24 protein-coding genes and 1 tRNA gene are annotated in these 23,956 nt (G+C 70.4%); 17 read left to right on the plus strand and 8 right to left on the minus strand.

The window, feature by feature from the left end; all coding sequences use genetic code 11:
• Positions 1-127: 127 nt before the first annotated feature.
• From C5E07_RS03460 to C5E07_RS03470, 3 genes are read left to right on the plus strand one after another with little or no spacing between them, the layout of a single operon-like run.
• The gene (locus C5E07_RS03460; RefSeq protein ID WP_104240585.1) at positions 128-790 is read left to right on the plus strand and encodes a response regulator transcription factor; all 663 of its coding nucleotides are present in this window, start codon (positions 128-130) and stop codon (positions 788-790) included.
• Positions 787-2,292 carry a HAMP domain-containing sensor histidine kinase gene (locus tag C5E07_RS03465; protein WP_104298455.1) on the plus strand — a complete coding sequence of 502 codons (1,506 nt, stop codon included), beginning with the start codon at positions 787-789 and terminating at the stop codon, positions 2,290-2,292. Before C5E07_RS03460 ends, C5E07_RS03465 begins: the two co-directional genes overlap by 4 nt.
• Positions 2,286-3,224 (plus strand): TAXI family TRAP transporter solute-binding subunit, encoded by a 939-nt coding sequence (locus C5E07_RS03470; protein ID WP_104298456.1) that lies wholly within the window; start codon positions 2,286-2,288, stop codon positions 3,222-3,224. The genes C5E07_RS03465 and C5E07_RS03470 overlap by 7 nt, the downstream gene beginning before the upstream one ends.
• Positions 3,225-3,310: 86 nt before the next feature.
• On the opposite strand, the gene C5E07_RS03475 is transcribed toward C5E07_RS03470, so the two are convergent.
• A complete protein-coding gene (locus C5E07_RS03475; RefSeq protein ID WP_104240588.1) occupies positions 3,311-4,582 on the minus strand; it encodes a DUF445 domain-containing protein in 1,272 nt (423 codons plus the stop codon).
• Between the two features lie 106 nt (positions 4,583-4,688).
• Here C5E07_RS03475 and C5E07_RS03480 point away from each other — a divergent pair, with 106 nt between their 5' ends.
• Both C5E07_RS03480 and C5E07_RS19390 read left to right on the plus strand, forming a co-directional pair.
• Positions 4,689-4,976 (plus strand): hypothetical protein, encoded by a 288-nt coding sequence (locus tag C5E07_RS03480; protein ID WP_104240589.1) that lies wholly within the window; start codon positions 4,689-4,691, stop codon positions 4,974-4,976.
• A gap of 157 nt (positions 4,977-5,133) precedes the next feature.
• Positions 5,134-5,298: a hypothetical protein gene (locus C5E07_RS19390; RefSeq protein WP_181057766.1), complete on the plus strand. Its 165-nt coding sequence runs from the start codon at positions 5,134-5,136 to the stop codon at positions 5,296-5,298.
• Between the two features lie 115 nt (positions 5,299-5,413).
• Here the strand turns inward: C5E07_RS19390 and C5E07_RS03485 are convergent, their stop codons facing one another.
• Positions 5,414-6,019, minus strand: a complete 606-nt coding sequence (locus C5E07_RS03485) for a GNAT family N-acetyltransferase (RefSeq protein WP_104298457.1) — start codon at positions 6,017-6,019, stop codon at positions 5,414-5,416.
• A 354-nt stretch (positions 6,020-6,373) separates the two neighbouring features.
• Between C5E07_RS03485 and C5E07_RS03490 the strand changes: the two genes are divergently transcribed.
• The gene (locus tag C5E07_RS03490) at positions 6,374-7,972 is read left to right on the plus strand and encodes an HNH endonuclease signature motif containing protein (protein WP_181057768.1); all 1,599 of its coding nucleotides are present in this window, start codon (positions 6,374-6,376) and stop codon (positions 7,970-7,972) included.
• A 321-nt stretch (positions 7,973-8,293) separates the two neighbouring features.
• Here C5E07_RS03490 and C5E07_RS19395 read toward each other — a convergent pair whose 3' ends face one another.
• The 3 genes from C5E07_RS19395 to C5E07_RS03500 form a co-directional block, all read right to left on the minus strand.
• Positions 8,294-8,431 carry a hypothetical protein gene (locus tag C5E07_RS19395; RefSeq protein ID WP_160072589.1) on the minus strand — a complete coding sequence of 46 codons (138 nt, stop codon included), beginning with the start codon at positions 8,429-8,431 and terminating at the stop codon, positions 8,294-8,296.
• Positions 8,432-8,538: 107 nt separating this feature from the next.
• Positions 8,539-9,348 (minus strand): Cof-type HAD-IIB family hydrolase, encoded by an 810-nt coding sequence (locus C5E07_RS03495; RefSeq protein ID WP_104298459.1) that lies wholly within the window; start codon positions 9,346-9,348, stop codon positions 8,539-8,541.
• 3 nt (positions 9,349-9,351) lie between these two features.
• Positions 9,352-10,818 carry a PLP-dependent aminotransferase family protein gene (locus tag C5E07_RS03500; RefSeq protein WP_104240593.1) on the minus strand — a complete coding sequence of 489 codons (1,467 nt, stop codon included), beginning with the start codon at positions 10,816-10,818 and terminating at the stop codon, positions 9,352-9,354.
• A gap of 98 nt (positions 10,819-10,916) precedes the next feature.
• On the opposite strand from C5E07_RS03500, the gene C5E07_RS19400 reads away from it, so the two are divergent.
• A complete protein-coding gene (locus C5E07_RS19400; protein WP_181057770.1) occupies positions 10,917-11,063 on the plus strand; it encodes a hypothetical protein in 147 nt (48 codons plus the stop codon).
• Between the two features lie 91 nt (positions 11,064-11,154).
• Here the strand turns inward: C5E07_RS19400 and C5E07_RS03505 are convergent, their stop codons facing one another.
• A complete protein-coding gene (locus C5E07_RS03505) occupies positions 11,155-11,478 on the minus strand; it encodes a branched-chain amino acid transporter permease (RefSeq protein WP_104298460.1) in 324 nt (107 codons plus the stop codon).
• The gene (locus C5E07_RS03510) at positions 11,471-12,298 is read right to left on the minus strand and encodes an AzlC family ABC transporter permease (RefSeq protein ID WP_104298461.1); all 828 of its coding nucleotides are present in this window, start codon (positions 12,296-12,298) and stop codon (positions 11,471-11,473) included. Before C5E07_RS03510 ends, C5E07_RS03505 begins: the two co-directional genes overlap by 8 nt.
• A gap of 79 nt (positions 12,299-12,377) precedes the next feature.
• On the opposite strand from C5E07_RS03510, the gene C5E07_RS03515 reads away from it, so the two are divergent.
• The 4 genes from C5E07_RS03515 (at position 12,378) to C5E07_RS03530 (ending at position 15,436) form a co-directional block, all read left to right on the plus strand.
• Positions 12,378-12,812: an Lrp/AsnC family transcriptional regulator gene (locus tag C5E07_RS03515; RefSeq protein WP_104298462.1), complete on the plus strand. Its 435-nt coding sequence runs from the start codon at positions 12,378-12,380 to the stop codon at positions 12,810-12,812.
• Positions 12,809-14,029, plus strand: a complete 1,221-nt coding sequence (locus C5E07_RS03520; protein ID WP_104298463.1) for an MFS transporter — start codon at positions 12,809-12,811, stop codon at positions 14,027-14,029. Before C5E07_RS03515 ends, C5E07_RS03520 begins: the two co-directional genes overlap by 4 nt.
• A 175-nt stretch (positions 14,030-14,204) precedes the next feature.
• The gene (locus C5E07_RS03525) at positions 14,205-15,086 is read left to right on the plus strand and encodes an SDR family oxidoreductase (RefSeq protein ID WP_104298464.1); all 882 of its coding nucleotides are present in this window, start codon (positions 14,205-14,207) and stop codon (positions 15,084-15,086) included.
• 68 nt (positions 15,087-15,154) lie between these two features.
• On the plus strand, positions 15,155-15,436 hold the full coding sequence (locus tag C5E07_RS03530; RefSeq protein WP_104298465.1) for a Rho termination factor N-terminal domain-containing protein: 282 nt from the start codon (positions 15,155-15,157) through the stop codon (positions 15,434-15,436).
• A gap of 52 nt (positions 15,437-15,488) precedes the next feature.
• Here the strand turns inward: C5E07_RS03530 and C5E07_RS03535 are convergent, their stop codons facing one another.
• Positions 15,489-16,151, minus strand: a complete 663-nt coding sequence (locus C5E07_RS03535) for an MBL fold metallo-hydrolase (RefSeq protein WP_104298466.1) — start codon at positions 16,149-16,151, stop codon at positions 15,489-15,491.
• Positions 16,152-16,392: 241 nt separating this feature from the next.
• Here C5E07_RS03535 and C5E07_RS03540 point away from each other — a divergent pair.
• The 6 genes from C5E07_RS03540 to C5E07_RS03565 all read left to right on the plus strand — a co-directional run bounded on the left by C5E07_RS03540 (position 16,393) and on the right by C5E07_RS03565 (position 23,936).
• Positions 16,393-16,468: transfer RNA gene (locus C5E07_RS03540), tRNA-Glu, on the plus strand.
• 313 nt (positions 16,469-16,781) lie between these two features.
• On the plus strand, positions 16,782-18,548 hold the full coding sequence (locus C5E07_RS03545; protein ID WP_104298467.1) for an ABC-F family ATP-binding cassette domain-containing protein: 1,767 nt from the start codon (positions 16,782-16,784) through the stop codon (positions 18,546-18,548).
• A 132-nt stretch (positions 18,549-18,680) separates the two neighbouring features.
• Positions 18,681-19,571: a PP2C family serine/threonine-protein phosphatase gene (locus C5E07_RS03550; protein WP_258063054.1), complete on the plus strand. Its 891-nt coding sequence runs from the start codon at positions 18,681-18,683 to the stop codon at positions 19,569-19,571.
• A 2-nt stretch (positions 19,572-19,573) separates the two neighbouring features.
• Positions 19,574-21,364 (plus strand): FHA domain-containing protein, encoded by a 1,791-nt coding sequence (locus C5E07_RS19705; protein ID WP_258063765.1) that lies wholly within the window; start codon positions 19,574-19,576, stop codon positions 21,362-21,364.
• A 2-nt stretch (positions 21,365-21,366) separates the two neighbouring features.
• Complete coding sequence (locus tag C5E07_RS03560; protein WP_104298468.1) at positions 21,367-23,118, plus strand: serine/threonine-protein kinase; 1,752 nt, start codon at positions 21,367-21,369, stop codon at positions 23,116-23,118.
• 26 nt (positions 23,119-23,144) lie between these two features.
• On the plus strand, positions 23,145-23,936 hold the full coding sequence (locus C5E07_RS03565; protein WP_228497128.1) for a hypothetical protein: 792 nt from the start codon (positions 23,145-23,147) through the stop codon (positions 23,934-23,936).
• The last annotated feature ends 20 nt before the right edge of the window (positions 23,937-23,956 follow it).

Consider the following 23,956-nt stretch of genomic DNA (forward strand, 5'->3'; position numbering starts at 1 on the left):
GGAGCCCTGGCCCCACCTCGGTGTGGGTGTACTGGACAACTCTCTGCACCGGGCAAGGGGCGCGGGCGGATCCTTACATTCCCTTTACGTGGACCTCGCATCTCTGCCCGCGCCTACCATTGGGGGTATGCGTGTGCTCGTCGCCGAGGATGACGCGTCCGTCTCCGCCGCCCTCGCGGCCGTGCTCGGCCGCGCCGATCACGCCTGCGTGCAGGTCGCCCGCGGCAGCGACGTGCTGCTCCAGCACCGAGACGCCGAGCTCGTGCTCCTCGACCTGGGACTCGAGGACATGGACGGCCTGGAGGTGCTCAGGCGGCTCCGCCAGGTGAGCCAGGTGCCCGTCATCGTCGTCACGGCCCGCGGCGACGAGCGCTCGACGGTGCGAGCGCTCGGCCTCGGCGCCGACGACTACCTCGTGAAGCCCGTTCGCATGCACGAGCTGCTCGCCCGCATCGACGCCGTCGCCAGGCGTCGCGCGCCCGCGGCCGAGCCCGAGGTGGTGCAGCTCGGCGACGCGAGGATCGAGCTGCTCTCGCGGCGGGTCGTCGTCGGCGGCGCCGAGGTCTCGCTCACGCCGACCGAGTTCGAGCTGCTCGCGATTCTCGCGAAACGGCTCGGCAGGGCCGTGAGCAGGCAGGAGCTCCTCGACCAGGTGTGGGGCGACGCCTACGCCGCCACCTCGCGCTCCTTCGACGTGCACCTCGCGCAGCTGCGCCAGAAGCTGCCCGCCGTCGCCATCACCACGATCCGCGGCTTCGGCTACCGGCTCGAGACGAAGCCGGCGCGATGAAGCTGCAGGTGCTGCTGCCCCTCATGCTCTTCGGACTGCTCACGGTCATCGCCATCATCGTCCCGGCCAGCGAGGGCATCGCCGTGAACCGCACCCAGCAGCTCACCCTGCAGCGCGCCACCTCGATGGACCAGATCGTGCAGCGCGCGGAGACGGCGGTGGCCGCCGACGACGCGTCCGGGCTCGAACGCTACCTCGAGCGCTTCGCCGAGACGTACGGCGAAGCGGCGATGGTCGTCGACAGCGAGGGCCAGGTCGTGTCCGCCGTCGGCGGCATCGAGCTGGACCCGCAGGTCGCGTCGCTCGTGCTCGCCGCGTCGCGCACGGTGCCGCAGCGCTCCATCTCGACGATCTACCCGTGGAGCGACGACACCCACCTCGTGGCCGAGCCGTTCGCGAACGGCGCGAGCGCCGCATCCGGGGCGGTCGTCCTCGAGGTGAACCAGACGGAGGCGAAAGCGCAGATCACCGGCTGGTGGGCGCTCGTCGCGCTCGCGGGCCTGCTGCTCCTGCTGCTGCTCTTCGCCGCGTCGCAGTTCTGGACCAGCTGGGTGCTGCGTCCCGTTCGTGCCCTGGACGCGGCCGCGAACGCCCTCGCCGAGCAGCGGGAGCCCGACCTCGCGGCCGCGACCGGGCCCCTTGAGCTCAGGCGCCTCTCCTCCTCGTTCGCGCGCATGTCGAGGGGAGTCGAGGACGCGCTCGAGCAGCAGCGGGGGTTCGTCGCCGAGGCGTCGCATCAGCTGCGCAACCCGCTCGCCGCGATCCGCCTGCGCATCGACGCCCTCCCGCGCGACGAGGCGGAGGAGGCGGCGCTGGAGGCCGTCGGCGGCGACCTCGACCGTCTCGAGCACGTCGTCGACCGGATGCTGGTGCTCGCCGACGCCGAGCACCGCGCCACGGCAGAGGCGAGCGGCAGGCGCACGGGCTTCGCCGACGGCGCCGCGCGAGAGCACCTCACCTCGGCGGCCATGCTCACGGCGCCCCACGAGGAGCGCTTCCGCGAGGAGGGCATGCGTCTGCGGTTCGACGGCGACGAGGAGATCAGGGTCGCGTGCCGCAAGAGCGACCTGGAGGAGATCGTCGAGACCATGCTCGACAACGCGCGGAAGTACGCGGGCGAGGGGGCGAGCGTCACGATCCGGTTCGCCGCGGCGCCCAGCTCCGGGTGGTCCGCGGCGGTGCCCGGCGAAGGAGAGCCTGACGGCCCGCTCGACGGCCGCAGCCAACCGCCTGAGGCGTTCGAGGCGTTCGCGGAGTTCGAGATCGACGGCCCACGCGCGGTGCTCGAGATCAGCGATGACGGACCAGGCGTCGACGAGGACGAGCTCGCCCAGCTCGGCACGCGGTTCTGGCGCTCGCCGAGCCACCGATCCCTGCCGGGGACCGGGCTCGGCCTCGCGATCGTCGGGGAGCTGGCACGCGCCAACCGCGCCACCGTCGACTACGACCGCGCCCCAGAAGGAGGGCTCCGCGCCCGCATCAGCTTGGTGCGGACGTGGTGACCCTCACGAGGCGCGGCCTGCTGTTCGGCGCCGGTGCGGCCTCGGCCGCCGCCGCGACCTTCGCGCTCGCCGGGTGCTCCCTCGGGCAGCCGTCCCCGCGCATCCGCATGGCCTGCGGCGAGCAGGGCGGCACCTACGTGCAGTTCGGCGAGCTGCTCCGCGAAGCGCTCCGCCGAGACGGCACTGCGGGGCTCGACGTGGTCACGACGGGTGGCAGCGTCGAGAACCTGGCCATGCTGCAGGCCCGCGACGCCGAGCTCGCCATCGTGCTCGCCGACGCGGCGGCGACCGACGCGCAGAACAAGGTCGCGATCGGGCGCGTCTACCAGAACTACCTGCAGTGCTTCGTGCGCTCAGACGGGCCCGTCAGCGCCATCGGCGACCTCGCCGGGCGGCGCGTCTCGGTCGGGGCGCCCCAATCAGGCGCGGCGCTCACCGCCAGGCGGCTCCTCGGCACGCTGGGCCTCCTCGAGGGCCCGGGCGCGAGCGTCATCTCCGAGCTGTACCTCGACGGGGCCGTCTCCGCCCTCGAGGCCGGCACCGTCGACGCGATCTTCTGGTCGGGCGGACTGCCGCTCCCCGCCGTGCAGGACCTCGACACCGCGGTGGAGCTCGTCGACCTCACCGATGCGCTCCCGGCCCTCGAGCTCGAGCATCCCGGCGTCTACACGCTCACGGCGGTTCCTGCCAGCACCTACGGGAGCGCCGAAGCGGTTCCCGCGATCGGGGTCTCCAACTACCTGCTCGCCAGGCCCGACCTCCCGGACCAGGTGGCGAGGGCGCTCGTCGACGTCCTCATCCGAGACGCCGCGCAGCTCGTGCCGGAAGGGTCGCTCGGCGTGCAGTACCTGACCGCGTCGAACCTCATCGACACCCTCCCCATCGCGCTGCACCCCGCCGCCCAGAGACGCTACCGGGAGCTCTACGGCTGACCGGCCTCGAGACAGTGCGGGATGCGGGACGCGGGACGCGGGACGCGGGATGCGGGATGCGGGTGCGAGATGCTGGCCGCGGGACCTCAGCCGAGGAAGGCGTGGGCGACCGTGAAGATCGTCACGCCCGCGAGGGCGCCCACGATCGTTCCGTTCAGGCGGATGTACTGCAGGTCGCGGCCCACCATGAGCTCGATCTTCTCGCTCGTCTCATCGGCGTCCCAGCTGGCGACGGTGTCCGAGATGATCGACGAGATCTCGTGCCGATACCGGTCGACGAGGAACACCGCCGCGTCGATGACCCACGTGTTCACCCGCTGCTGGAGCTGCGCATCCGTCGTCAGTCGCTGACCGATGTCGACGAGCGCCGCCGTGGCGCGGGTGCGGAGCGCGCTCTCCGGGTCGGCGAGCGAGCGCAGGAGGCCCGTCTTCGCGGCGTTCCAGGCCTCCGCGGCGAGCTCGCGCATGCGGGGGCTGTCGAAGATGTTGCCCTTGGCGCCCTCGAAGCGGGCGATGAGCTCCGGGTCGTGCTGCAACTGGTCCGAGAGGCGAGCCAGGTAGCCGTCGATGGCGGCCCTGGCGGGATGCGCGTCGTCCGCTCGCACCGCCGCGACGAACTTGACCGCCTCGTTGTACGCGGTGTTGTCGACGAGCTTGGTCGCGACCGACGGAACCCACGAGGGGAGACGCCTCGACACGAGGCCATCGAAGGCGCTCTGGTTGGCGGCGAGCCACGCGGCGGCGCTGTCGGCCGCCAGGTCCACGGCGCCCCGATGCGCGCCGGTCGCGACGACGCGCGACATCCACTCGCCCAACGGGGGAGCCCACTGCGGCTCCACGAGGTGCTCGCGAGCCAGGTCCTCGATGAGGCCCTGGACGTCGTCGTCGCTGAGCGCCTCGAGCACCCCCGTCGCCATGATGGAGGCCTCGGAGGCGATCCGCTCCGCGTGCTCCGGCTGCTCGATCCATTCGCCGAGGCGGGCCGCGATCGAGGTGGCCTGCAGCTTCGTCCGCACCACGTCGCCGCGCAGGAACTCGGTCTCCACGAACTCGCCGAGCGTGCGGCCGATCTCGTCCTTCCGCTTCGGGATGATCGCCGTGTGCGGGATCGGGATGCCCAGCGGGTGCCGGAAGAGCGCCGTCACGGCGAACCAGTCGGCGAGCGCGCCGACCATGCCGCCCTCCGCGGCTGCGCGAACGTACGCGAACGCTGGCACATCTCGTTGCAGCGCGAACGCGACCACGAACACCACCGCCATGAAGAGGAGGGCCCCCAACGCCACCGCCTTCATGACTCGCAGGCTGCGCCGGCGCTCCTGGTCTGCGGGGCTCAGAAGCTCGGTCGGGGTGCGCGACATGCGGTCATCTTTGCACGCCTGAGCCGGACGGCGACTGCGGGGTGCCCCAGGTCTGCCTCGGGTCTCCGGGGATTCCCCGACGGGCCGAGATCGACAGACTGGACGCATGACTTCGCACTCCAGGGGCTCGTTCCGGTCGGCGGCCGACGGGGCGTCCACGACCTCGTTCATGTGGTGGATGGTGTTCGTGCTCGTCGGCGCGCTCAGCGGAGTCGTGTCGTCGCTGGCGTCCGCTCAGCTCGCGGTCGGCACCCAGCAGCAGGAGGCGCTCACGATGATCTTCTGGGTGTCCCTCGTCGTGAGCGGCATCTGCGCGATCGGTGCCCTGGTCGCCTTCATCCGCACGATCTACGTGCTGCTCGACCGCAGCGACCGGCGCTGGAGCGGGGAGTAGGGGCAGGGGCAGGGGCACAGGCACAGCGCACGGGCAGGGGGCAAGGGCGCAGGGGCCCGGACGGGCAGACGCGCGGGCACGGCCCGGCGGTCGGCGTCCGCGATCTCCGTCGTGCAGCCGATGCGCCGGCTGGGGCGGATCTCGTACCGTGGGCCGCATGGATATCTCGTCGATGATCATGGGAGCGGCAGTGGCATCCGTCATGTGGATCGGATTCGTCCCGTGGGCGCGACTCAAGCGCCTCCGCGAGCTCGAGGCGCGGTACGCCGCAGGCCGGCCCGAGTCAGGGGGAGCCGGCGAGGGGCCGACCCCAGCTCTCTAGCGCCGCCGGTCGCTGCCTCCTACTCGCTGCCGACTGTCCGTCGCGCGTTGCTGGCTGCCCGACGCGGCTACCTGTTGCTTGCTGCCGCTGGTCGTTGCCGGCTACGCGCCCCGCGCTACCAGGGTCTGCCCCGGAGGTCGACGACACCCGGAGGCCAGGAATCGACGCTCTGCCGGATCGGCGAGATGAGCACCGGAGACCCCGCTTCGACGACTGCCTCGACACTCGTCTCCGCTCGCATCACTGTCTCGGGTGGCATCATCGTCTCGGGTGGGAGCGAGCGCGGAGTGCTTCGCTCGACGACGCGGATGCGATGCCACCCGGTCCGCTCGTAGAAGGGCACGACGTCTTCCCGGCATCCCAGATAGCCGTACTCGAGGTCGTGGGTGGCTCGCATCGCACCTCGAGCGAGCGACATCGCGAGCTCGCCAAGGCCTTGGCCTCGGAGCCCGTCATCGACGAGCACGCCACCCGTGCCGGCCACGACGACCTGGGCGCGGCCGACCGTGATCTCGCGTCGCTGGAACCCGACGTGCGCCACGGCCGAACCTGCTGCGTCGAAGACGATCGCGTGCGTGGAGGCCGGGGCGTAGCCGTAGGGCTGCTCGGGATCCCACTCGCCGTGCACTGAGCGGTACTCGCGATCGAAGAGTGCACGCAGGGCCGTGAGCTCGGCCGGTGTGAGGGCCGAGTGCTCGACCACTCTGGGGAGGTAGGTCATCACGTCAGCGTAGGACGCTGCTGTGCTCCTCCTCGTTCGGCAGCGGCGCGGCTCCCGCTCGCTCGGGCGGGGCCCGTGGCGAAGTGCGGGTGGATTTCCTCTGCTCACCTGGGGTATTCCGGGGCAGATCTTCCGTTCGAAGGTAGCTCCTATTTTCTTGGAGAAAACCTGATCCTGATATAGATTTTGGTTCGGTCCAGTGCTAGTCTGATGGTGATCTTGGGGGAGGTTGTCGTGGCATCGCAGGCGGAGCAAGAATCGGGTCGACAGTCGTCGGCGCAGCCAGGACAGTCATCGGCGCGGTCGTCAATGGAGACGGCTGTCGTGGACGCGCTTCTCGAGGCGCGGTGCCAGATGGCAAGCCTTCCGGACGCGGAGATCGTCGTCGTGCTCCGTGAGCTCGCGGCTCGCCGACGCGTCCTGGACGCCGCGCTCGTTGAGGTAGCTGGCGAACTCTTGCGCCGCGAAGACGAGTCTCCTCGAGCGGAGACGGTCGCTCGGAAGTCCGGGTTTCGGAACCTTGCGGCGATGGTCGAGCAGGTGCTCGCGGTGAAGCCTTTCGAGGCGAAGACCCTCGTGCAGCTTGCAGAGGCGACGAGGGAGCGGATGAGCGCTACAGGCGAGTCGATCCTCCCGAGGTACGCGGAGGTGTCGAAGGCGGTGGGCTCCGGGGTCATGTCGGTGGCGCAGGCAGCCGCGATCACGAAGGGCCTCGACCGCACCGGCAACCGGGTGGACGTCGACGAGCTCGCGCGCGGCGAGATCGAGCTCGTGGCGTCCGCGTGCGGCCTGAATCCGGAAGATGAACAGCCCGCGGTGCCGAAGGTGCTCGAGGTGCAGGCCGCGACCTGGGTTTCCTACCTCGACCCCGACGGCGACGAGCCGCGCGCCGACAAGATCGCCGAAGAGCGCGGCCTCTGGTTTACGCGTCGCGCCGACGGTGCGGTGTCAGGGAAGTTCGTCGCGACGCCCGAGCAGGGCGAGCAGCTGCTCTCGGTGTTCGACGCTCTCCTCTCTCCGCGCCGTGCCGTGGAGTTCCCGGCCGCGTCCGAGTGCGGGGAGCCACTCGCTCCAGCACTCGGTGCCGACGAGCTCCCGTTCGGTGCCGGCCGCAGCGACGGTACTTGCGCGGCTCACGACGATGCTCCAGGTGGTGACAACAACGACGACAGTGATGACGGTGCCGGCTGTGCTCGCGGCCTTGCCGATGGCGACGACGGTGACAACCACAGCGACGTCGGTGAGGACGAGATCGTTGACGTCCCACTGGTTGACCCGCGCTCGATCGAGCAGCAGCGCATCGACGCGCTCACGATGATCCTCCGCGCCTACGCCGAGTCACCCGACGCGCCCCGCACCGGCGGCGAGGCACCCACGGTCATCATCGTCACCACCACCGCCGGACAAGACGGCACCGCCACCCGACCCGAAGACCTGCCCCACCTCGAGCGCACCGGCGAACCAGTCCCACCCAGCGTCGCCGCGCAGATCATGTGCGACGGACTCATCCGCATCGCGATCACCGACACCAACGGCGAGATCCTCGACCTCGGCCGCAAACAACGCCTCTTCACCACAGCCCAACGCCGGGCGATCGCAACCCGCGACCGACAATGCCGCGCACCCGGATGCAGCGCACCAGTCCGCTGGTGCGAAGTGCACCACGCGATCCCCTGGAGCGAAGGCGGACCAACCGACGCGAAAGACGGCATCCTGCTGTGCTCCTTCCACCACCACGAAGTCCACCGCGAAAGACTCACCCTCACTCGCAGCAGCAACGGACGCTGGCACGTCGTACCCGCGCTCGGGCGGCACGTCCCGCCCAGAGCCAGCCGCCGCCGCGGATATCCGCCACCGGCAGCCAACTCCCGGGCAGCCAACTCCCGGGCTGCCAACTCGCGCGCCGCCAACTCCCCGGCGGCCACCCGCTCACAGGTCAACCGAAGACCCTGAGACCGCCACGACGGCCTGGCCCGGAGAGGCACAGTTTGGCCCGGAGAGGCACAGTTTGGCCCGGAGAGGCGCAGTTTGGCCCGGAGAGGCACCGCTTGGCCCGGAGAGGCACAGTCTGAATCGGGAAGACACCGCCTGGCTCGGAGGGGAGTGGCGCGGCTCAGAGGGCCCCGCTATGGCGCGCAAACGCGAAAGCGCCGCCGTGGTCACGAAGACCAGGGCGGCACCGTTTGCTCACCAAGACCCTCCCAAGCCCTCTCAATCGAGAGAGCGCAGCAGCGCGATGAAGTGCTGCGATGAGTGCTGCGAGGAGAGCTGCTGTTAGAGCTGCGGCTGACGAGTGTTGTAGCCGAAGCGCGTGGGGCGCTGCGCGTACCCATCCTTGCGGACGGCGCGAACAGTCTCCGCCGCGAAGGCGACAACCGCCACAACCCCGATACCAAGAGCGAGAAGTTCCATGAGTCCACCTCCGTGATCTGCCGGTAAACACCGGATACTGCAATCCAATCGGAGACGCCCGGGCGTGTCGCGGTCCACCCGAAGGTCAGTGGACTGGTCGCGCCGGGTCAACCCGCGCTTCCGGCGAGCCAATCTTCGAGGAACACCGCGACACCGTCGTCGGTGTTGCTCGGAATCACCGACTCCACCACCGCGAGCGCCTCCGGGCGGGCGTTCGCAACGGCGATCGGGTGGCCGACGACCTCGAAGGCCGGCAGGTCGTTGAAGTTGTCGCCGAAGTAGTAGAGGTCCTCCCGCGCCACCCCCAGCAGGTCAGCGACCGCGAGCAGGCCCGTGCCCTTCGAGCACGCTGCGTTCGCGATCTCCAGGTACGTGTCCTTCGACCGGTACGTCACGACGCCCGAACGGTCGGCGAGGGCCGCCTCCAGCGCATCGACCAAGGCAGGGTCACCCATGCACATCACCTTGTGCGGCGGCGTCACATCCACGCCGCCAGAGGCGACGAATTCCAACGTCGAGGCGGGCTCCGGGAACACCCACGTGTGGGTGCGCTCCCGGTCCGTCCACTCGTCCTCACCCCACGCATACCAGTGCTCGCCGGCGAAGAAGCTCGCGTGCAAGCCGCTCGCCTCGCAGTGATCGGCGATGAAGCGCGCATCAGCGGCCGAGATGGCAACGTCGTGCCGCACCTCGCCGTCGCCGGACAGCACCAGTCCGCCGTTGAAGGCAACGAGCGGCGAGCCGATGCCGCCGTACAGGCGCTCGAGCACCCGCATCGACTCCGGGGGCCGGGACGAGCACAGCACGAAGTGATGGCCGGCCGCTCGCACCGCCTCGATCGCCGCGATCGTCCGTGGAGAGAGCGTGCGCTGAGCGCTGAGCAGCGTGCCGTCGATGTCGCTGAGGAAGAGAACCATGGACTACACCATCTCAGGCAGACGCGTATCCGCCATCGATCGCACGTCGCGCGCCGAGAGTTGCGCCCAGGATTCGGCGAGGATCCGCGTGCCAGCTTCGAGATCGGCGACGGGTGCCGTGAACGGCACCCGAAGGAACCGCTCGAGGCTTCCGTCGATGGAGAACTTCGGACCAGCGACCAGGGCCAGGCCGCGCGCCTCCGACAGAGACGTCATCGCGGAGCTCGCCGGCTGTGCCAGGTGCACCCACATCGACAGCCCACCGTCTGGCCACGGCACGTGCCACTCCGGCAGGTGGAGGCTCAACGCGGCGTGCAGGGCGTCACGGTGCAGGCGCATCTGCTCGCGCCGCCGGGGCAGCAGCTCCGGAAGCGCCCGCACGACACGCTCCGCGAGGAGCTGCTCGATCTGCGGCGTCCCCAGATCGCCGGCCGGACGCGCCTGCACGAAGCGGCGGATCAGGGCGGCATCGGCGCGGATCCACCCGATGCGCAGACCGGCCCAGGCCGCCTTGCTCAGAGAGCCGACCGTCACGACCCCCGAGCCGGAGAACGGGGACGCGCCGCGCGCGTGACGAGCGAACGGGCCGTCATCCCACGGCCGGTCGATCGACAGGTCCGCGGTCGTCTCGTCCACGACGAGGATCGTGCCGGCCGCCCGAGCCGCCTCCGTCACGCGCACCCGGTCTTCCGGCCGCATCGACGCGCCCGTCGGGTTGTGGAAATCGGGGATGAGGTACGCGAGCGCGGGGCGCATCCGCTCGATCGTCTCGATGACGTGCTCGATCTCCCAGCCGCCAGTGGTCACCGGCGTCGCGATGAGTCGAGCGCCCGCGCGGCGCATCGCCTCGTAGGCGTGCGGATACGTGGGCGACTCCACCAGGACGAGATCCGAGCGCGTGAGGAGCGTGTGGGCCGTCAGCGAGATCGCGTGCTGGGCGCCCATCGTCACGATGATCTGCTCGGGCGTCGTCGGCAGCCCGCGCGCCGTGTAGCGCTCGGCGATCGCCGAGCGCAGCGACAGGGTGCCGAGGAGGTCGAAACCGGGGGCGCCGAGCGCAAGCGGCATCGAGCTCGCGGCGTCCGCGATGATCTCGGCCAGCCCCTCGACGGGCGGCGGCACCGCGCGAGCGAAATCGACCCCGAAGTTCTCTCCCTCGCCACTCGGGCGGTAATCCTGCCTGCCGAGGCGGGGGAGCGTCACCCGGCTCCCCGAACCCTGCCGGCTCAGCACATGCCCGCTGTCGCGCAGCGACTGGTAGGCGGCCACGATCGTCGTGCGACTGCGCCCGGACTGCACAGCCAGCTCGCGCTCCGAGGGCAGGCGTGTCCCCACCGGGATGCGCCCATCGACGATCAACAGGCGGATGCGCTCCGCGAGGGCCTCGTAGGCGGACGAGTCGTCACGCAGCTCGCCCGCCAAGGAGAGCAGCGTGCGTGCGGATATGCGAGAACCAGATGTCGACTCCATGGGTCCAGTATGCGCCAAGTGGACCGCGACGGCCAGGCCAATGTGGCGATTGGATGTGCCTATCTGCAGTACTCGTCGACCGTCACGGAGGTGGCCCCATGGAACTCATCACGCTCATCATCACAGGAATCGTCGTCGCGGCCATCGCCGTTGCCGGAGTGACCGCGACCCTCGTCGTCATGCTGCGCGACGGCTACGGGCACCGCGCGTTCCAGTCCAGTTACGACACTCGCCAGCCAAGGTAGCGAACCCCGGCCTCGGGGTGTTCGCTCGACCCCGCTCGGAGAAACGGGAAGGGGTCCGGAAAAGCTGGAAGACGCTCAGAGCTGGAAGGCGTTAGAAGAGGTTGACGAGCACGACGAAGGTCGCCGTGCCGAGTCCGACGCTGAGCAGCGTCCTGCGCCCCAAGCCCAGGTGCACGCCCACCGTCACGGCGAGCGCGAGCGCCGCCCAGAGTGCCGTGCGCGGCTCGCTCGCGAAGTCGCTGAAGGTGACGGCGGCGAGGATCGCGAGGATTCCCGCGGGCATCCAGACCGAGAGTCGCTGGACCGTCTTGGAGTCGCGAAGCGGCTTGAGGGCGACGAACGGCAGGGCGCGGAGCCCGAACGTGATGCCGCCGCACACCGCGAGTGCGCCCACGAACCACCAGGCGTCAAACATCGCTCACCGGTGCCTCCGTGCGGTCTCGTCTCGCGGCGAAGAGCGCGCGCACCGCGAGCGCGACGGCGAAGAGGATGAGCGCCGCGAAGAGGGGCGCCCCTGGCACGAAGAGCAGCCCGAAAGAGACGCTCAGGCCGGCGATGAGGAGCGACGGCACGTCGTCACGGGAGCGGATCGCGTCGAGGGCGAGCACCGTGAAGAGCGCGCACAGCGAGAACTCGAGGCCCTTGATCTCGCCGGGGAGGACGCTCGCGAGTGCCACCCCGAGCAGGCCCCCGCCGACCCAGTACGTCTGCAGGGCGAGCTGCAGGGTGAGCAGTCGCGTCGCGGACCGCTGCTCGCGGGGGATGGGCGTGACGATCGCGTAGGCCTCGTCGGTCATCGCCCAGATCGAGTAGAGGCGCGCGAGCCGGCCCCGAACGAGGTGCAGGGGGAACGAGAACGCGTAGAACACGTGGCGGAAGTTGACGAAGAACGTGGTGAGGGCCATCGTCGCGATGGGCGTGCCCGCGGCGATGAGCCCGACGAGCAGCAGCTCGATCGAACCCGCATACACGAACACCGACAGGGACGGGGCTACCCACCAGGGCAGGCCTGCCTGCTGGACCAGCACGCCGAACGCCACGCCAAGCGGCACCACTCCGAGCCCCGCGGCGAGCGAGTCGCGCAGTCCGGCCCGGATGCGCTCCCCGCGAGTCGCCGGGATCTCGGCGGGTACCCCCAAGAGCGCTCCCGCGGTTGGACCCGCGGCAGGGTCCGTCTGGGGCGCCGCGGATCCCGGCGGGCGGGCGCCGCGCGCTTCTGGATCTGCGGTGGTCATGCGGAGATCTTGGCACGGAAGCCTCGCATTCCGAGAGCGGATGCGTGCCTCCAGGCGCCACATTCGGCAATAATCAAGTGTGGACACCATCGATCGCGCAATCGTGCGCGAACTGCAGGGAAACGCCAGACTGACGAACGCCGAACTCGCGCAGCGCGTGGGGCTCACCCCGGCGCCCTGCCTGCGCCGAGTTCGCCGCCTCGAGGAGGACGGGGTCCTTCTCGGCTACCACGCCGAGGTGAACCCAGACAGGGTCGGACGCGCCTTCAAGGTGCTCATCGACGTCGACCTCACGAGCCAGGCGCACGCCACGGTGGAGGCGTTCGAATCGCAGGCCGTCGAGCTCGACGAGGTCACCGAGGTTCGCCGCATGTTCGGCTCGCCCGACTACGCGATCCGCGTCGAGGTGGCCGACCTCGAGAGCTTCGAGAAGCTGCTCCGCGAGCAGATGTGGCGACTCCCCGGCGTCCACCGGGTGACCTCGCATTTCACGATGAAGGTGCTCAAGGGATGACCCAGCCGACGGCGGCGTCTGCCGCGCGCGGCAAGCGCTCGTGGCTCGCCGCCGCGCCGGCCGTGCTCATGATGGCGTGGGGTGGCAACCAGTTCACCCCGCTCCTGCTGCTCTACCGGAAGGTCGAGGGCTACTCCGCCCTGCAGGTCGACCTCTTCTTCGGCGCGTACATCATCGGGCTGATTCCCGGGTTCCTCATCGCCGGCTCCCTCTCCGACCGCTTCGGGCGGAAGCCCCTCATGGCGGTCTCCGTGGTCCTGAGCGTGGTCGCCGCGGTCGTGCTCGCTCTCGGCAGCGCGAGCCCCACCGCCATGATGATCGGGCGCCTCCTCTCCGGCCTCTCCGTGGCCGTCGCGATGGTCGTCGGAACCACGTGGATCCGCGAGCTCTCGACCGGCACCGTGCCGCCAGCCGTCACCGCCAGACGCGCATCCCTCACCATCACGGCGGGCTTTCTGCTCGGCGCGGTCGCCGCCGGAGTGCTCGCCCAGTGGGCCCCGTGGCCGACCATCACGCCCTACGTCGTGCAGCTCGTCCTGACGAGCGCCGCAGCCGTCGCGCTGGCTCGCGGCGTCGAGACCGCCGGCGATCGATCTGGCCCGAAGGGAAGGGGACGTGAGCGTCGCCCGCTCGTGGATGTGGTCATCGCGCCCGAGCATCGTCGGCGCTTCTTCACCGTCGTGGTGCCCATGGCGCCGTGGGTGTTCGCCGCCCCGGCGCTGGCCTTCGCCGTGTCGCCCGCCATCGTCGTCGAGCGGCTCGGGGGCCTCGAGATCGCCTTCGCGGCGCTCCTCACGCTCGTGTCGCTCACCGTCGGCTTCCTCATCCAGCCGAGCGTGCCGCGCATCGCCGCCCGCGTCGGCGGAGCCTCCGGTTCGGTGGGGCTCGGGCTCCTGGCCGTCGGGACCCTCCTCGTCGCCGCCAACGTCGCCGTCCAGTCTCCGCTCGTCGCCTGCGCCGCCGGGGTGCTCCTCGGCGGCTCCTACGGCGTCTGCATGCTCACGGGGCTCGTCGAGGTGCAGGCGATGGCCGGCGGTCGCAACCTCGCGGGACTCACCGGCCTGTACTACGCGCTCACCTACATCGGCTTCGCGCTGCCCGCCATCCTCTCCGCCCTCGCCCCGACCTTCGGCATGCTCCCGCTGCTCGTCGCGGTTGCGGTCCTGGCAATCGGATGCGCGGCGATCGTCGCGTTCGGGGTGCGGCGCACGCGGTAGCCGCGCGGGAAGGTCGGGGCGCGTGCCGCGCAAGAAGCTGGGAGCGCATGCACCCGCTGGTCAGTGAATGCCCACGTTCGGTCCCTAGCGTTGATTCCGTCCCGGCCGGGGGCACACCTCGTCACGAGAGCCTCCCGCCAGTCACGACGCACGACCGACCCCACGGAGGCGCACGATGACCGCACTCACCGACCCCCGCACCCTGTTCCGCGAGAGCGGATTCCCCGGCCAGGGGCAGCAGCAGCCCGGACTCACGGGCGAGACCACCCCGGCCCCCGATCACGGCGAGCGGAGCTACACCGGCCACGGCAGGCTCAAGGGCCGCCGCGCGCTCATCACCGGGGGAGACTCCGGGATCGGCCGCGCCGTCGCCATCGCCTACGCCAGAGAGGGCGCCAAGGTCGCGATCTCGTACCTGCCCGAGGAGGAAGCCGATGCGCAGGAGACGGCGCGCCTCATCAACGAGGCGGGCGAGACCGGGCTCCTCCTGCCGGGCGACCTGCGCAACGAGCAGTACTGCGCCGAGATCGTCCATGCGACCGTCGCCGCCTTCGGGGGCATCGACCTGCTGGTCCTCAACGCCGCCTACCAGCGAGACCGCACGAGCATCGGCGACACCCCGACCGACGAGATCAGACGCGTGATCGCGACGAACCTCGAGGCGCCCATCTACACGCTCCGAGCAGCGGAGTCGCACCTCCCACCCGGCGCATCCGTCATCTTCTCCTCGTCGGTGCAGGGCTACGAGCCGAGCGATGGGCTCTTCGACTACGCCATGACGAAGGCGGCCCTCGTCTCGCTCACCGAGTCCATGGCGAAGGAGTTCGGGCCGAAGGGCGTGCGCGTGAACGCCGTCGCCCCCGGCCCTGTCTGGACGCCGCTCATCCCCGCCACTGGGTGGGACGAGGAGAAGCTCGCGAGCTTCGGGCAGGACACGCCACTCGGGCGCGCCGGCCAGCCCGCCGAGCTCGCTGGCGCCTACGTCTACCTCGCGTCCGACGACGCCAGCTACACGACGGGCGCCATCATCGCCGTCACGGGCGGCAAGAACCTCTGAGCGGGCACCGCGAGCGAGCGGGCACGAGCACAGGGCGAGCGTCAGCTCACGAGCGAGAGGAACAGTCGATGGCCAAGAAGAAGTCGGGCGCCGACAACCAGCCGAGCCTGAAGGACGAAGAGCTCTACGAGAAGCTGCGCGACGAGGGCAACTCGAAGGAGAAAGCCGCCAGGATCTCGAACGCCGCCGCCCGGAAGGGGCGAAGCGAGGTCGGCAAGAAGGGCGGGGAAGCCGGCTCCTACGAGGATTGGACCGTCGATGAGCTGCGGAAGCGGGCCAAGGAGCTCGAGCTGACCGGATACTCCGGCAAGCGCAAGAGCGAGCTCATCGACCTGCTCCGCGATCACTGACGCCGGGCCGACCGGTGCGGGCCGGAGAGCATCAGCTCATCGGGGCCGGGCGTCAGTCGAGCTCGAGTGTCTCGAAGGGCTGCAGGTCGATGAGGTTCGCGCCGACCCGGTCCGCGGATTCCCGAAGACGCGTGACCGCGAGCGTCTTGCCGACCTTGGCCAGCAGCATCTCGTGCACGGGCAGCACTCGCTTGGGGCGCACCCGCTCGACGTAGTCCATGGACTCGGCGAGGCGCATCCACGGCGCGTTCGCGCAGACCGCGAGCACGTCGATGTCGACCCCCTCCGGCGCGACGTAGGCATCGCCGCCGTAGTAGAGCGCGCCGCGTTCCACGAGCACGCCGATGTTCTCGATGCGGGGGATCGAGCTGTGGATGAGGGCGTGCTCGCCGCCGAAGAACTGCAGGTCGAAGCCCCCGACCAGCACCGATTCCCCGGCAGCGACATCGATGACCTCGCCGATGTCGGGGAGGTCTGCAGCGATGATCTTCTCCGCCGCGGACGGCGTCGTGAAGATGGGCGTCCTCGGATTCCGGGACAGTATGCGCGTCAGCTGCTCCGGCGTCCAGTGGTCGTCGTGCTCGTGCGTGATGACGATGGCGACCGTCCCGGCGGCCTCCGTGATCGGGGTCGTGAACTTGCCCGGATCGATGAAGAGACGCGAGCCGCTCTTCTCGATCGAGAGTGCGGCGTGCTCGAGCTTGGTGAGGCGCATGTTCCCCCTTGGTGGCGGCGGCCCCGTGCAGGCCCAGATGAAGTGCAACGCTAGCAACTCGTGACTGACGGACTCCTCGACGGGTGGCCCGTTCCACGGATCATCGACCGGCAGCGCGCCCTGCGGTGCGGCTGGCGCATGGCCCGAGTCGTGGCCCGGAATGGCGGGCGACGCGCCGACTCCGAAAACCCGATTTGCTTTGCCGTTCCTCGGTGTGCCAGAATATCCGAGTTGCCAAAACGGTCCCATCGTTTAGCGGCCTAGGACACCGCCCTCTCACGGCGGCAGCGCGGGTTCGAATCCCGCTGGGATCACCAACACAAGCCCGGTTCGAGAATTCTCTCGCACCGGGCTTCGTGCATTCCGGCTGGGCTCTGTGTGCTGCGCCGGGCTCTGTCTGCTGCGCCGGGCTCTGTGCTTCACCGGGTCTGTGCGCCCCGGCTGTGCTCTCGGGAATTCGAACGGTTCTCGGCGTCCAGTGCTAAAGTCTTCGCGTTCTTGTTCCCGAAGATCGGCAGGCCGGTGAAGACTCTCGACGCCCCCGCACCGCACGCTGTGCGCTGACGCCCGTCGAACCCACCTCCTGAGGCTTCCGGTGTCAGTGCGCGCACTGAACCTTCAGGGAGCACCGTGTCTCAGACGACACCGAAGAACAACCACCCACTCTCGTTCGACCGCCTCAGCCTGAGCTGGCCGGACGGGTCCCCGGCCATCGATGCGCTCACCGGGGCCTTCCCGCCCGGGCGAACCGGCCTCGTGGGCCGAAACGGCAGCGGCAAGTCGACGCTGCTGCGCCTGCTCGCGGGGGAGCTGGCGCCGACGGGAGGCGCGGTCCGAGCTGATGCGGACGTGGCCTACCTGCCGCAGCAGCTGACCCTCGACACGGAGCTTCCCGTCGCCGCGCTCCTCGGCGTCGATCGCAAGATCGCCGCCCTCCGCGCCATCGAGGGCGGCTCCGTCGACCCCGCCGACTACGACGTGCTCGGCGACGACTGGGACATCGAGACGCTCGCCGCGGCCGAGCTGCGCGCCATAGGGCTCGACGAGGAGATGCTCACGCGCACCCTCGGCGGCCTCTCCGGCGGCGAGGCGATGCTCGTCGCCATCGCCGGGCTCCGCCTCGGCAGGGCGCCCATCGTGCTGCTGGACGAGCCGAGCAACAATCTCGACCGGGATGCGCGACACCGCCTCGCGGCGCTCGTCGAATCGTGGCGAGGCACGCTGGTCATCACGAGCCACGACGAGGAGCTGCTCGAGCACGTCGACCAGATCGCCGAGGTGAGGGGCGGTGAGCTGGCGGTGACCGGCGGCGGGTACAGCGCCTACCTGCTGCAGCTCGAGCGCGAGCAGGCGGCGGCCGCGCAGGCGCTCCGATCCGCGGAGAGCGCCCTGAGGTCAGAGCAGCGCGATCGGCGCGAAGCCGAGGTGAAGATCGCGAGCAGCCTGCGCGCGGGGAAGAAGGCGCAGGCCAACAAGCGCGCGCCCAAGATCCTCCTCAACGGGCAGAAGGCGCGAGCCCAGGTCTCCGCCGGCAGGCTCCGGAGCCAGCATGACGCCCGCCTCGCGGGGGCCGAGGCGGCGGTGGAACTCGCCGAGGGGCGAGTTCGCGACGACGCGAGCATCCGCATCCACCTCCCGGACCCGGATGTCGCGACCTCCCGTCGCCTCGTGACGCTCGAGCTGGCAGCGGCACGCGCTGACCCCGCGCGCGCCGAACCGACGCAGCCCGGCCCGGCGCACGCTGATCCTGCCCGGCCCGAGCCTGCCCGGCCCGAACCCGCGCGGCCCGAGGCCGCCGGGCGGCTGGTCATCATGGGCCCGGAGCGCATCGCGCTGACGGGACCGAACGGCTCCGGCAAGACGACGCTCCTCGACGCGATCGCCGCGTCGGCGCAGTCGCTCGGGGTGAACGGATCCGGTGCCGCTGCCGGCGGCGAGCGCATCGAGACCCGAGGGGGAGCCTGGGTCACGGCGTCCACGAGCCGAGTCGGGTACCTGCGCCAGCGCCTCGACGGGCTGGACGACGACGCGAGCGTCCTCGAGAACGTGCAGCGCTCCGCCCCCGAGACCGCCGCCCAGGAGCTCCGCGCCCAGCTCGCGCGGTTCCTGCTGCGAGGCGCCGTCGTCGAGCGGCCCGTCTCCTCGCTCTCGGGCGGCGAGCGCTTCCGGGTCTCCCTCGTGCGTCTGCTGCTCGCCACCCCGCCCGCGCAGCTCCTGCTGTTCGACGAGCCCACGAACAACCTCGACCGGGAGTCGACGGCGCAGCTCGTCGACGCGCTGCGCGACTACCGTGGCGCGCTGCTCGTCGTGAGCCACGATGAGCGCTTCCTGGGACGGCTCGGCGTGACGCGCCGCGTCCGCCTCGACCGGCTCGGCACGATCCTGGACGGGGTGTGAGAGTCCGACGGTGTCGCGGGCCGGTCTCGCAGCAGCGCCGCCGCAATGCCACAATGGACGCACGCGCGATCTACGCGTACAAGGTGTGCCTTCGGGGCAGGCCACCCGGGCAGAGTTCCAGAGGTGCTATTTGTGAATACTGAACTGGCTTCGTCGTACGCACGCGCGGAGGAAGCCGTCGCGCTGCGCGTGAGCGCCGCCAGCGACGTCGGAAGCGTGCGCCAGGTGAACGAGGACTCCGTGCTGGCGCGCATGCCCGTCTTCTTCGTCGCAGATGGAATGGGCGGTCACGCCTACGGCGACCGCGCGAGCCAGACCGTCGTCGCGACCTTCGACGAGGAGTTCCAGGTCGAGGAGCCGGCAACCCCGGACCGCGTGCTGCGCACCATCGACCGCGCCAACCGTGCCGTGCAGGACCTCGTGACCGAAGCCGACGGGCCAGGCGCCGTGGCGGGAACCACGCTGTCCGGCATCGCCCTCGTCGACCTCGCCGACCTCGGCGCCGAGCTGCTGCACTGGATGATCTTCAACGTCGGCGACTCCCGCGTGTACGGCTGGAACGGTCGCGCGCTCGTGCAGGTGACCGTCGACCACTCCGCCGTGCAGGAGATGGTGGCCATGGGCCTCATCTCGGCAGCGGATGCGCTCATCCACCCCGACCGGAACGTCATCACGCGGGCGGTCGGATCAGAGAGCGACGTCGAGGCCGACATCTGGCTCATGCCCGTGCACGGCCATCAGGTCTTCCTCGTCTGCTCCGACGGACTCACGAAGGAGCTCAGCGACGAGCAGATCTCGCAGGTCATGCTCGAGTACCACTCCGATCCGGAACCGGAGCTGACCCTCGCGGAGACGCTCGTGCAGACGGCCGTCGAGGTCGGCGGACGAGACAACGTGAGCGTCGTCGTCATCGACTCCGAGTACGCGAACGCCGATCAGGCATCGGCGACCCCGCCCGTCACGACGGGGCCGATCGCAGCCCCGGCCGCAGACGACACCTTCGAAGACACGACGCCGAGGTAACCATGACCGAGGCACCCCACGAGGTCGAGGCAGAAGCCCCGGTGGTCTTCCGCCAGCGTCGGCATGCCCTTCTTCTGGTGCGCCCGTCTGCCCCGGCGCAATCTGCGCCATCGCAATCCGCCCCGTCGCATCCTGCGGAGTCGACCCCCGCGGAGTCGAGCCCCGAGTCTCGTGACGCCCGCGAGGGGACCGGGACCATCGGGGCCGCACGCCTCGCGTTCGCCGACGGTGCCCTCTCGCTCGACAAGGTCTTCGCCGCCATCATCGGCGCAGGACCGCTCAGCGAGGTCGCCCCGTTCGTCTACCTGACGCGCGAGGGCAACGGGCTGCGTGTCTTCGCGCGAGGCCCCCTGCGCGTCGAGGAGCTGCCGAGCGCACCGCACGTCGGCATCCGACCGGCCGTCATCAGCGCGGGGGAGGCATCGACGTGGGTCGAGGTGCTCCTGCCGTCGGCGCGAGGCGTCGAGGTCACGGTGGAGAACGATCGGCGGGGACTCGACCAGGTCCCGATCCAGCTGCTCTTCGCCGCCTGCGACGAGGAGATCTCCGAGACGCGCGCCCCCGTGGGCGTGGGACCGGAGACGGTCGTCGCCCCAGACCCGGATATCGACACGCCGAACCTGCACTCGCGGGCCCTCGACTCGCGCGGCACCGACGGTCCGGACAGCCCGGACACGGACGCGGCTTCAAGCCTCGATGGCGAAGACAGTGGGCACATCGGCGACAGCGGGCACAGCAGCGACGCCATCTCCGAGGCGACCATCCTCGACCTGCCGCCCGAGGCCACGACGACACCCGGCTCCGACTCCGACTCCGGCTCCGGCTCCGGCTCCGACGACGGCGTCGATGCGCCGCGACTCGACCGCGACGAGCTGCCGATCCTCGACCAGTCACCGATCCGTGACGTCCAGACCTTCCCCGTGCCGATCCTCGACCCGGAGGTCACTGCGGATCAGGTCGGGGAGCACGATGGTCGCACGATCCTGAGCGCCGAGGCGAGCCGCATCCGCCAGGAGGCCTCAGCGCGCAGGGCCGCACGCCAGGAGTTCCGGGACGGCAGCGCCCAGCAGCCTGCGGCTCACGCGACCCCTCCGGCCTCCGAGGTGCTCGAGGCCCCGGCGGCGCTCGACGAGGTCGGGGAGCACGACGGCCTCACGATCGTCGGCGGCTCCCTCCGAGACCTCCGCGTCGACGACGCCCACCGCCACGAGTCCGCCCCGCGTGGCGGAGACCTCGCCGACACCGTGCTCGTCCAGGCGTTCTCCTCCGAGACGCGCCCGGAGGCGGACCTCGCCTCCCTCACGGCCCACGCCGCCGACCAGCGGCGGCAGCAGCGCGCCGTCGACGTCTCACCGGACTCGTCAGCTGAGCAGAACCCGCCTGAGCAGAACCCGCCTGCGCAGAACCCGCCAGAGCAGCGCGCCAGCGGGGGAGAGGCGTCGTACATCGTCGAGCTGTCCACGGGTGCCACCGTCGATCTGGCGGGTCCGCTCGTGCTCGGAAGGGCGCCCAGCATGGGCGCGGAGCAGACGGGCGGCGTCCTGCCTCGCCACGTCAAGCTGACCGGCGCCACCGACATCTCACGCAACCACGTGCTCCTCACCGTCGAGGGCGGCGTCATCGTCGTCACCGACCTCCACTCCCGCAACGGCACCGACGTCGTCATGCCCGGACGCGGCCCGCAGCGCCTGCGAGCGGGGGAGCCGACCGCGGTCATGCCGGACACGGTCATCGACCTCGGAAGCGGGGTCTTCCTCACCGTGCGGAACCTCGCCATGACGGCGAGGCGCTAGCCATGGCAGGGCAGCGACGATCCCCAGCCGAGCCGCCCGAGATCCCTGGCTACCTCTACCGAAAGCACTTAGGTTCCGGCGGGTTCTCCGACGTCTTCCTGTATGAGCAGCAGTTCCCGAGGCGCCTCGTCGCCGTCAAGGTGCTCCTCGGTGGCGACGACCTCGGAGAGACCAGCAGGCAGGCGTTCATCGGCGAGGCCAACCTGATGGCGCAGATGTCGTCGCACCCGTACATCGTCACGATCTTCCAGGCGGATGTGGCCGGCGACGGGCGTCCCTACTTCGTCATGGAGTACGCGTCCGGGCTCAGCCTCTCGGATCGCTACAAGCGCGAGCAGATCCCCGTCGAGGAGGCGCTGCGCACGGGCGTGCGCATCTCCAGCGCCGTCGCGACGGCGCACACCGTCGGCATCCTGCACCGTGACGTGAAGCCGGCGAACATCCTCACGAACGACTTCGGCTGGCCCGCCCTCACCGATTTCGGCATCTCGTCCGCCGTCGACGACGAGCTCGCAGAGGCGGACGACCTCGTCGAGGCGCCCCCCACTGGTGGTGGCGGACTGTCCGTGCCATGGTCGCCGCCGGAGATGTTCGAGGACGAGCCCAAGCCCGACGTGCGCAGCGAGGTGTTCTCGCTGGGCGCGACCGTCTACTCGCTCGTCGCCGGCCACACTCCCTTCGAGCGCCCCGGTGAGCGCAACACGACGCTCGACCTCATCTCCCGCATCGAGCGCGGCGCCATCTCGCCGATCCTCCGCGGCGACGTGCCCCGGTCGCTCGTGAGCGTGCTCCACAAGGCCATGGCCCGCAACCCAGCCCACCGGTACCAGAGCGCGGTCGAGTTCGCCTACGCGCTGCAGCGCGTCGAGCTGGAGCTCAACTACGCCCCGACGGCGATCGACGTGCCCAACATGACGATCTCGGCGACGGCCGCGACCGGCGGTGGCGATGCGGACGCCACGAGCCTGCGGCCCGTCTCCCTCATCAACGCCCAGGTGCACGAGGGGGCCCGCGCCAGCAAGGCCGAGCTGACCTCGGCGCGCGCCGTGGTCAGGGTCGCGGCTCAGCAGTCCCGGGGCGGGTTCGCCGCGAGGTACGAGACGGCCAGCGGACCCCGAACCGGCAGGCGGCCCCGCGGGACGGAGCACACCGGGGGAGCACCGAGCGACGACTCGGGTCCGACGACGGCTCGCCCCATCACGACCCCCGCTCGTGCGGCCGCCGTGGCCGCCGCGCCCGCTCGCACGTTCGGAGAGGCATCCGGGAGCACGATCGACGCGCCCGCGTCGAGGGCAGACGAGCTGGCGCGCGAGCGCGCGGCGAACGCCGCCGCCTCGTCGAGGAAGCTCTCCAGGAACGGGCTCGTCGGCGTCATCGCCGGAGGACTCGTGCTCGCGATCGGCATCGTCGCGGCGATCTCCTGGATGCTCGCCCCCGCAGACGAGGAGATCGGACGTGCGACGACGACCCCCGTCTCCATTCAGTCCGGCGGCTTCCCCCCGGTGCTCGTCGCCCCCGTCGCCGTCCGGAGCCCCGACGGATCCGTCACCTTCTCCTGGTCGAACCCCGACCCGCAGCCGGGCGACGTCTACTACTGGAGGCTCGGCGAGGGCGGCAAGGAAGGGGCGACGACAAGTGAGACCTCGGTCGTCATCCCCAACGTGCAGGACGGCGCCGTGACGTGCATCGAGGTCGAGATCCGCCGCGGCGGGAAGGTCAGCTCCGAGCCGCTCGAAGTCTGCTATCCGCAATGACCTCGCCGATCCGCCATGATGGTGTCATGAGTGAGAGCAAGTACACCTCGGCCGCGGAAGCGAACGAGGCTCCGGAAGAGTCCATCGAGATTCCGGATTCGGATGAGCGAATCGTGAGCCAGGTGCCCCCGCTCGGGCCGCTCCGCGTCGAGTTCGTCGGCGAGTGGTACGAGCTGAACCCGGCTGAGCCCTTCACGATCGGCCGAGACGCCGACCTCGTGATCGACGAGAACCCGTACCTGCACCGCCAGTTCCTGGTGCTGCAGGCGGAATTCGGCATGTGGTGGCTCTCGAACGTCGGCTCCGTGCTCTCCGCGACGGTCACGGACGACTCCGGCCAGGTGCAGTCGTGGCTCTCGCCTGGCGCCAAGCTCCCGGTCGTGTTCCAGCACATGCAGGTCATGTTCACGGCGGGATCGACGACCTACGACTTCGCGATCCACTCCGCGTCCGACTTCTACAACACCTCCCACGTGAACATGTCGCCGTCCGGCAACACGACGCAGGCGGTCATCCACCTCACCGAGTCGCAGCGCGAGCTGATCCTCGCCCTCGCGGAAGACGTCCTGCGCAACGCCGTCCCGGGTCGCGGGGTCATCCCGAGTTCGGCGGATGCCGCGGCTCGCCTCGGCTGGACGCTCCCGACGTTCAACCGCAAGCTCGACAACGTGTGCGACAAGCTCGACAAGTTCGGCGTCTCGGGGCTGCGCGGCGGCCGCAGCAAGCTCGCCTCGAACCGGCGAGCACGTCTCGTCGAGTACGCCATCTCGACTCGCCTGGTGACGCCGGACGACCTGGACACGCTCGACCGCCGCTGACGGCACTCGGCGGACAGGCG

It is taken from the genome of Pseudoclavibacter sp. RFBJ3 (assembly GCF_002931375.1).
Classification (GTDB): domain Bacteria; phylum Actinomycetota; class Actinomycetes; order Actinomycetales; family Microbacteriaceae; genus Pseudoclavibacter.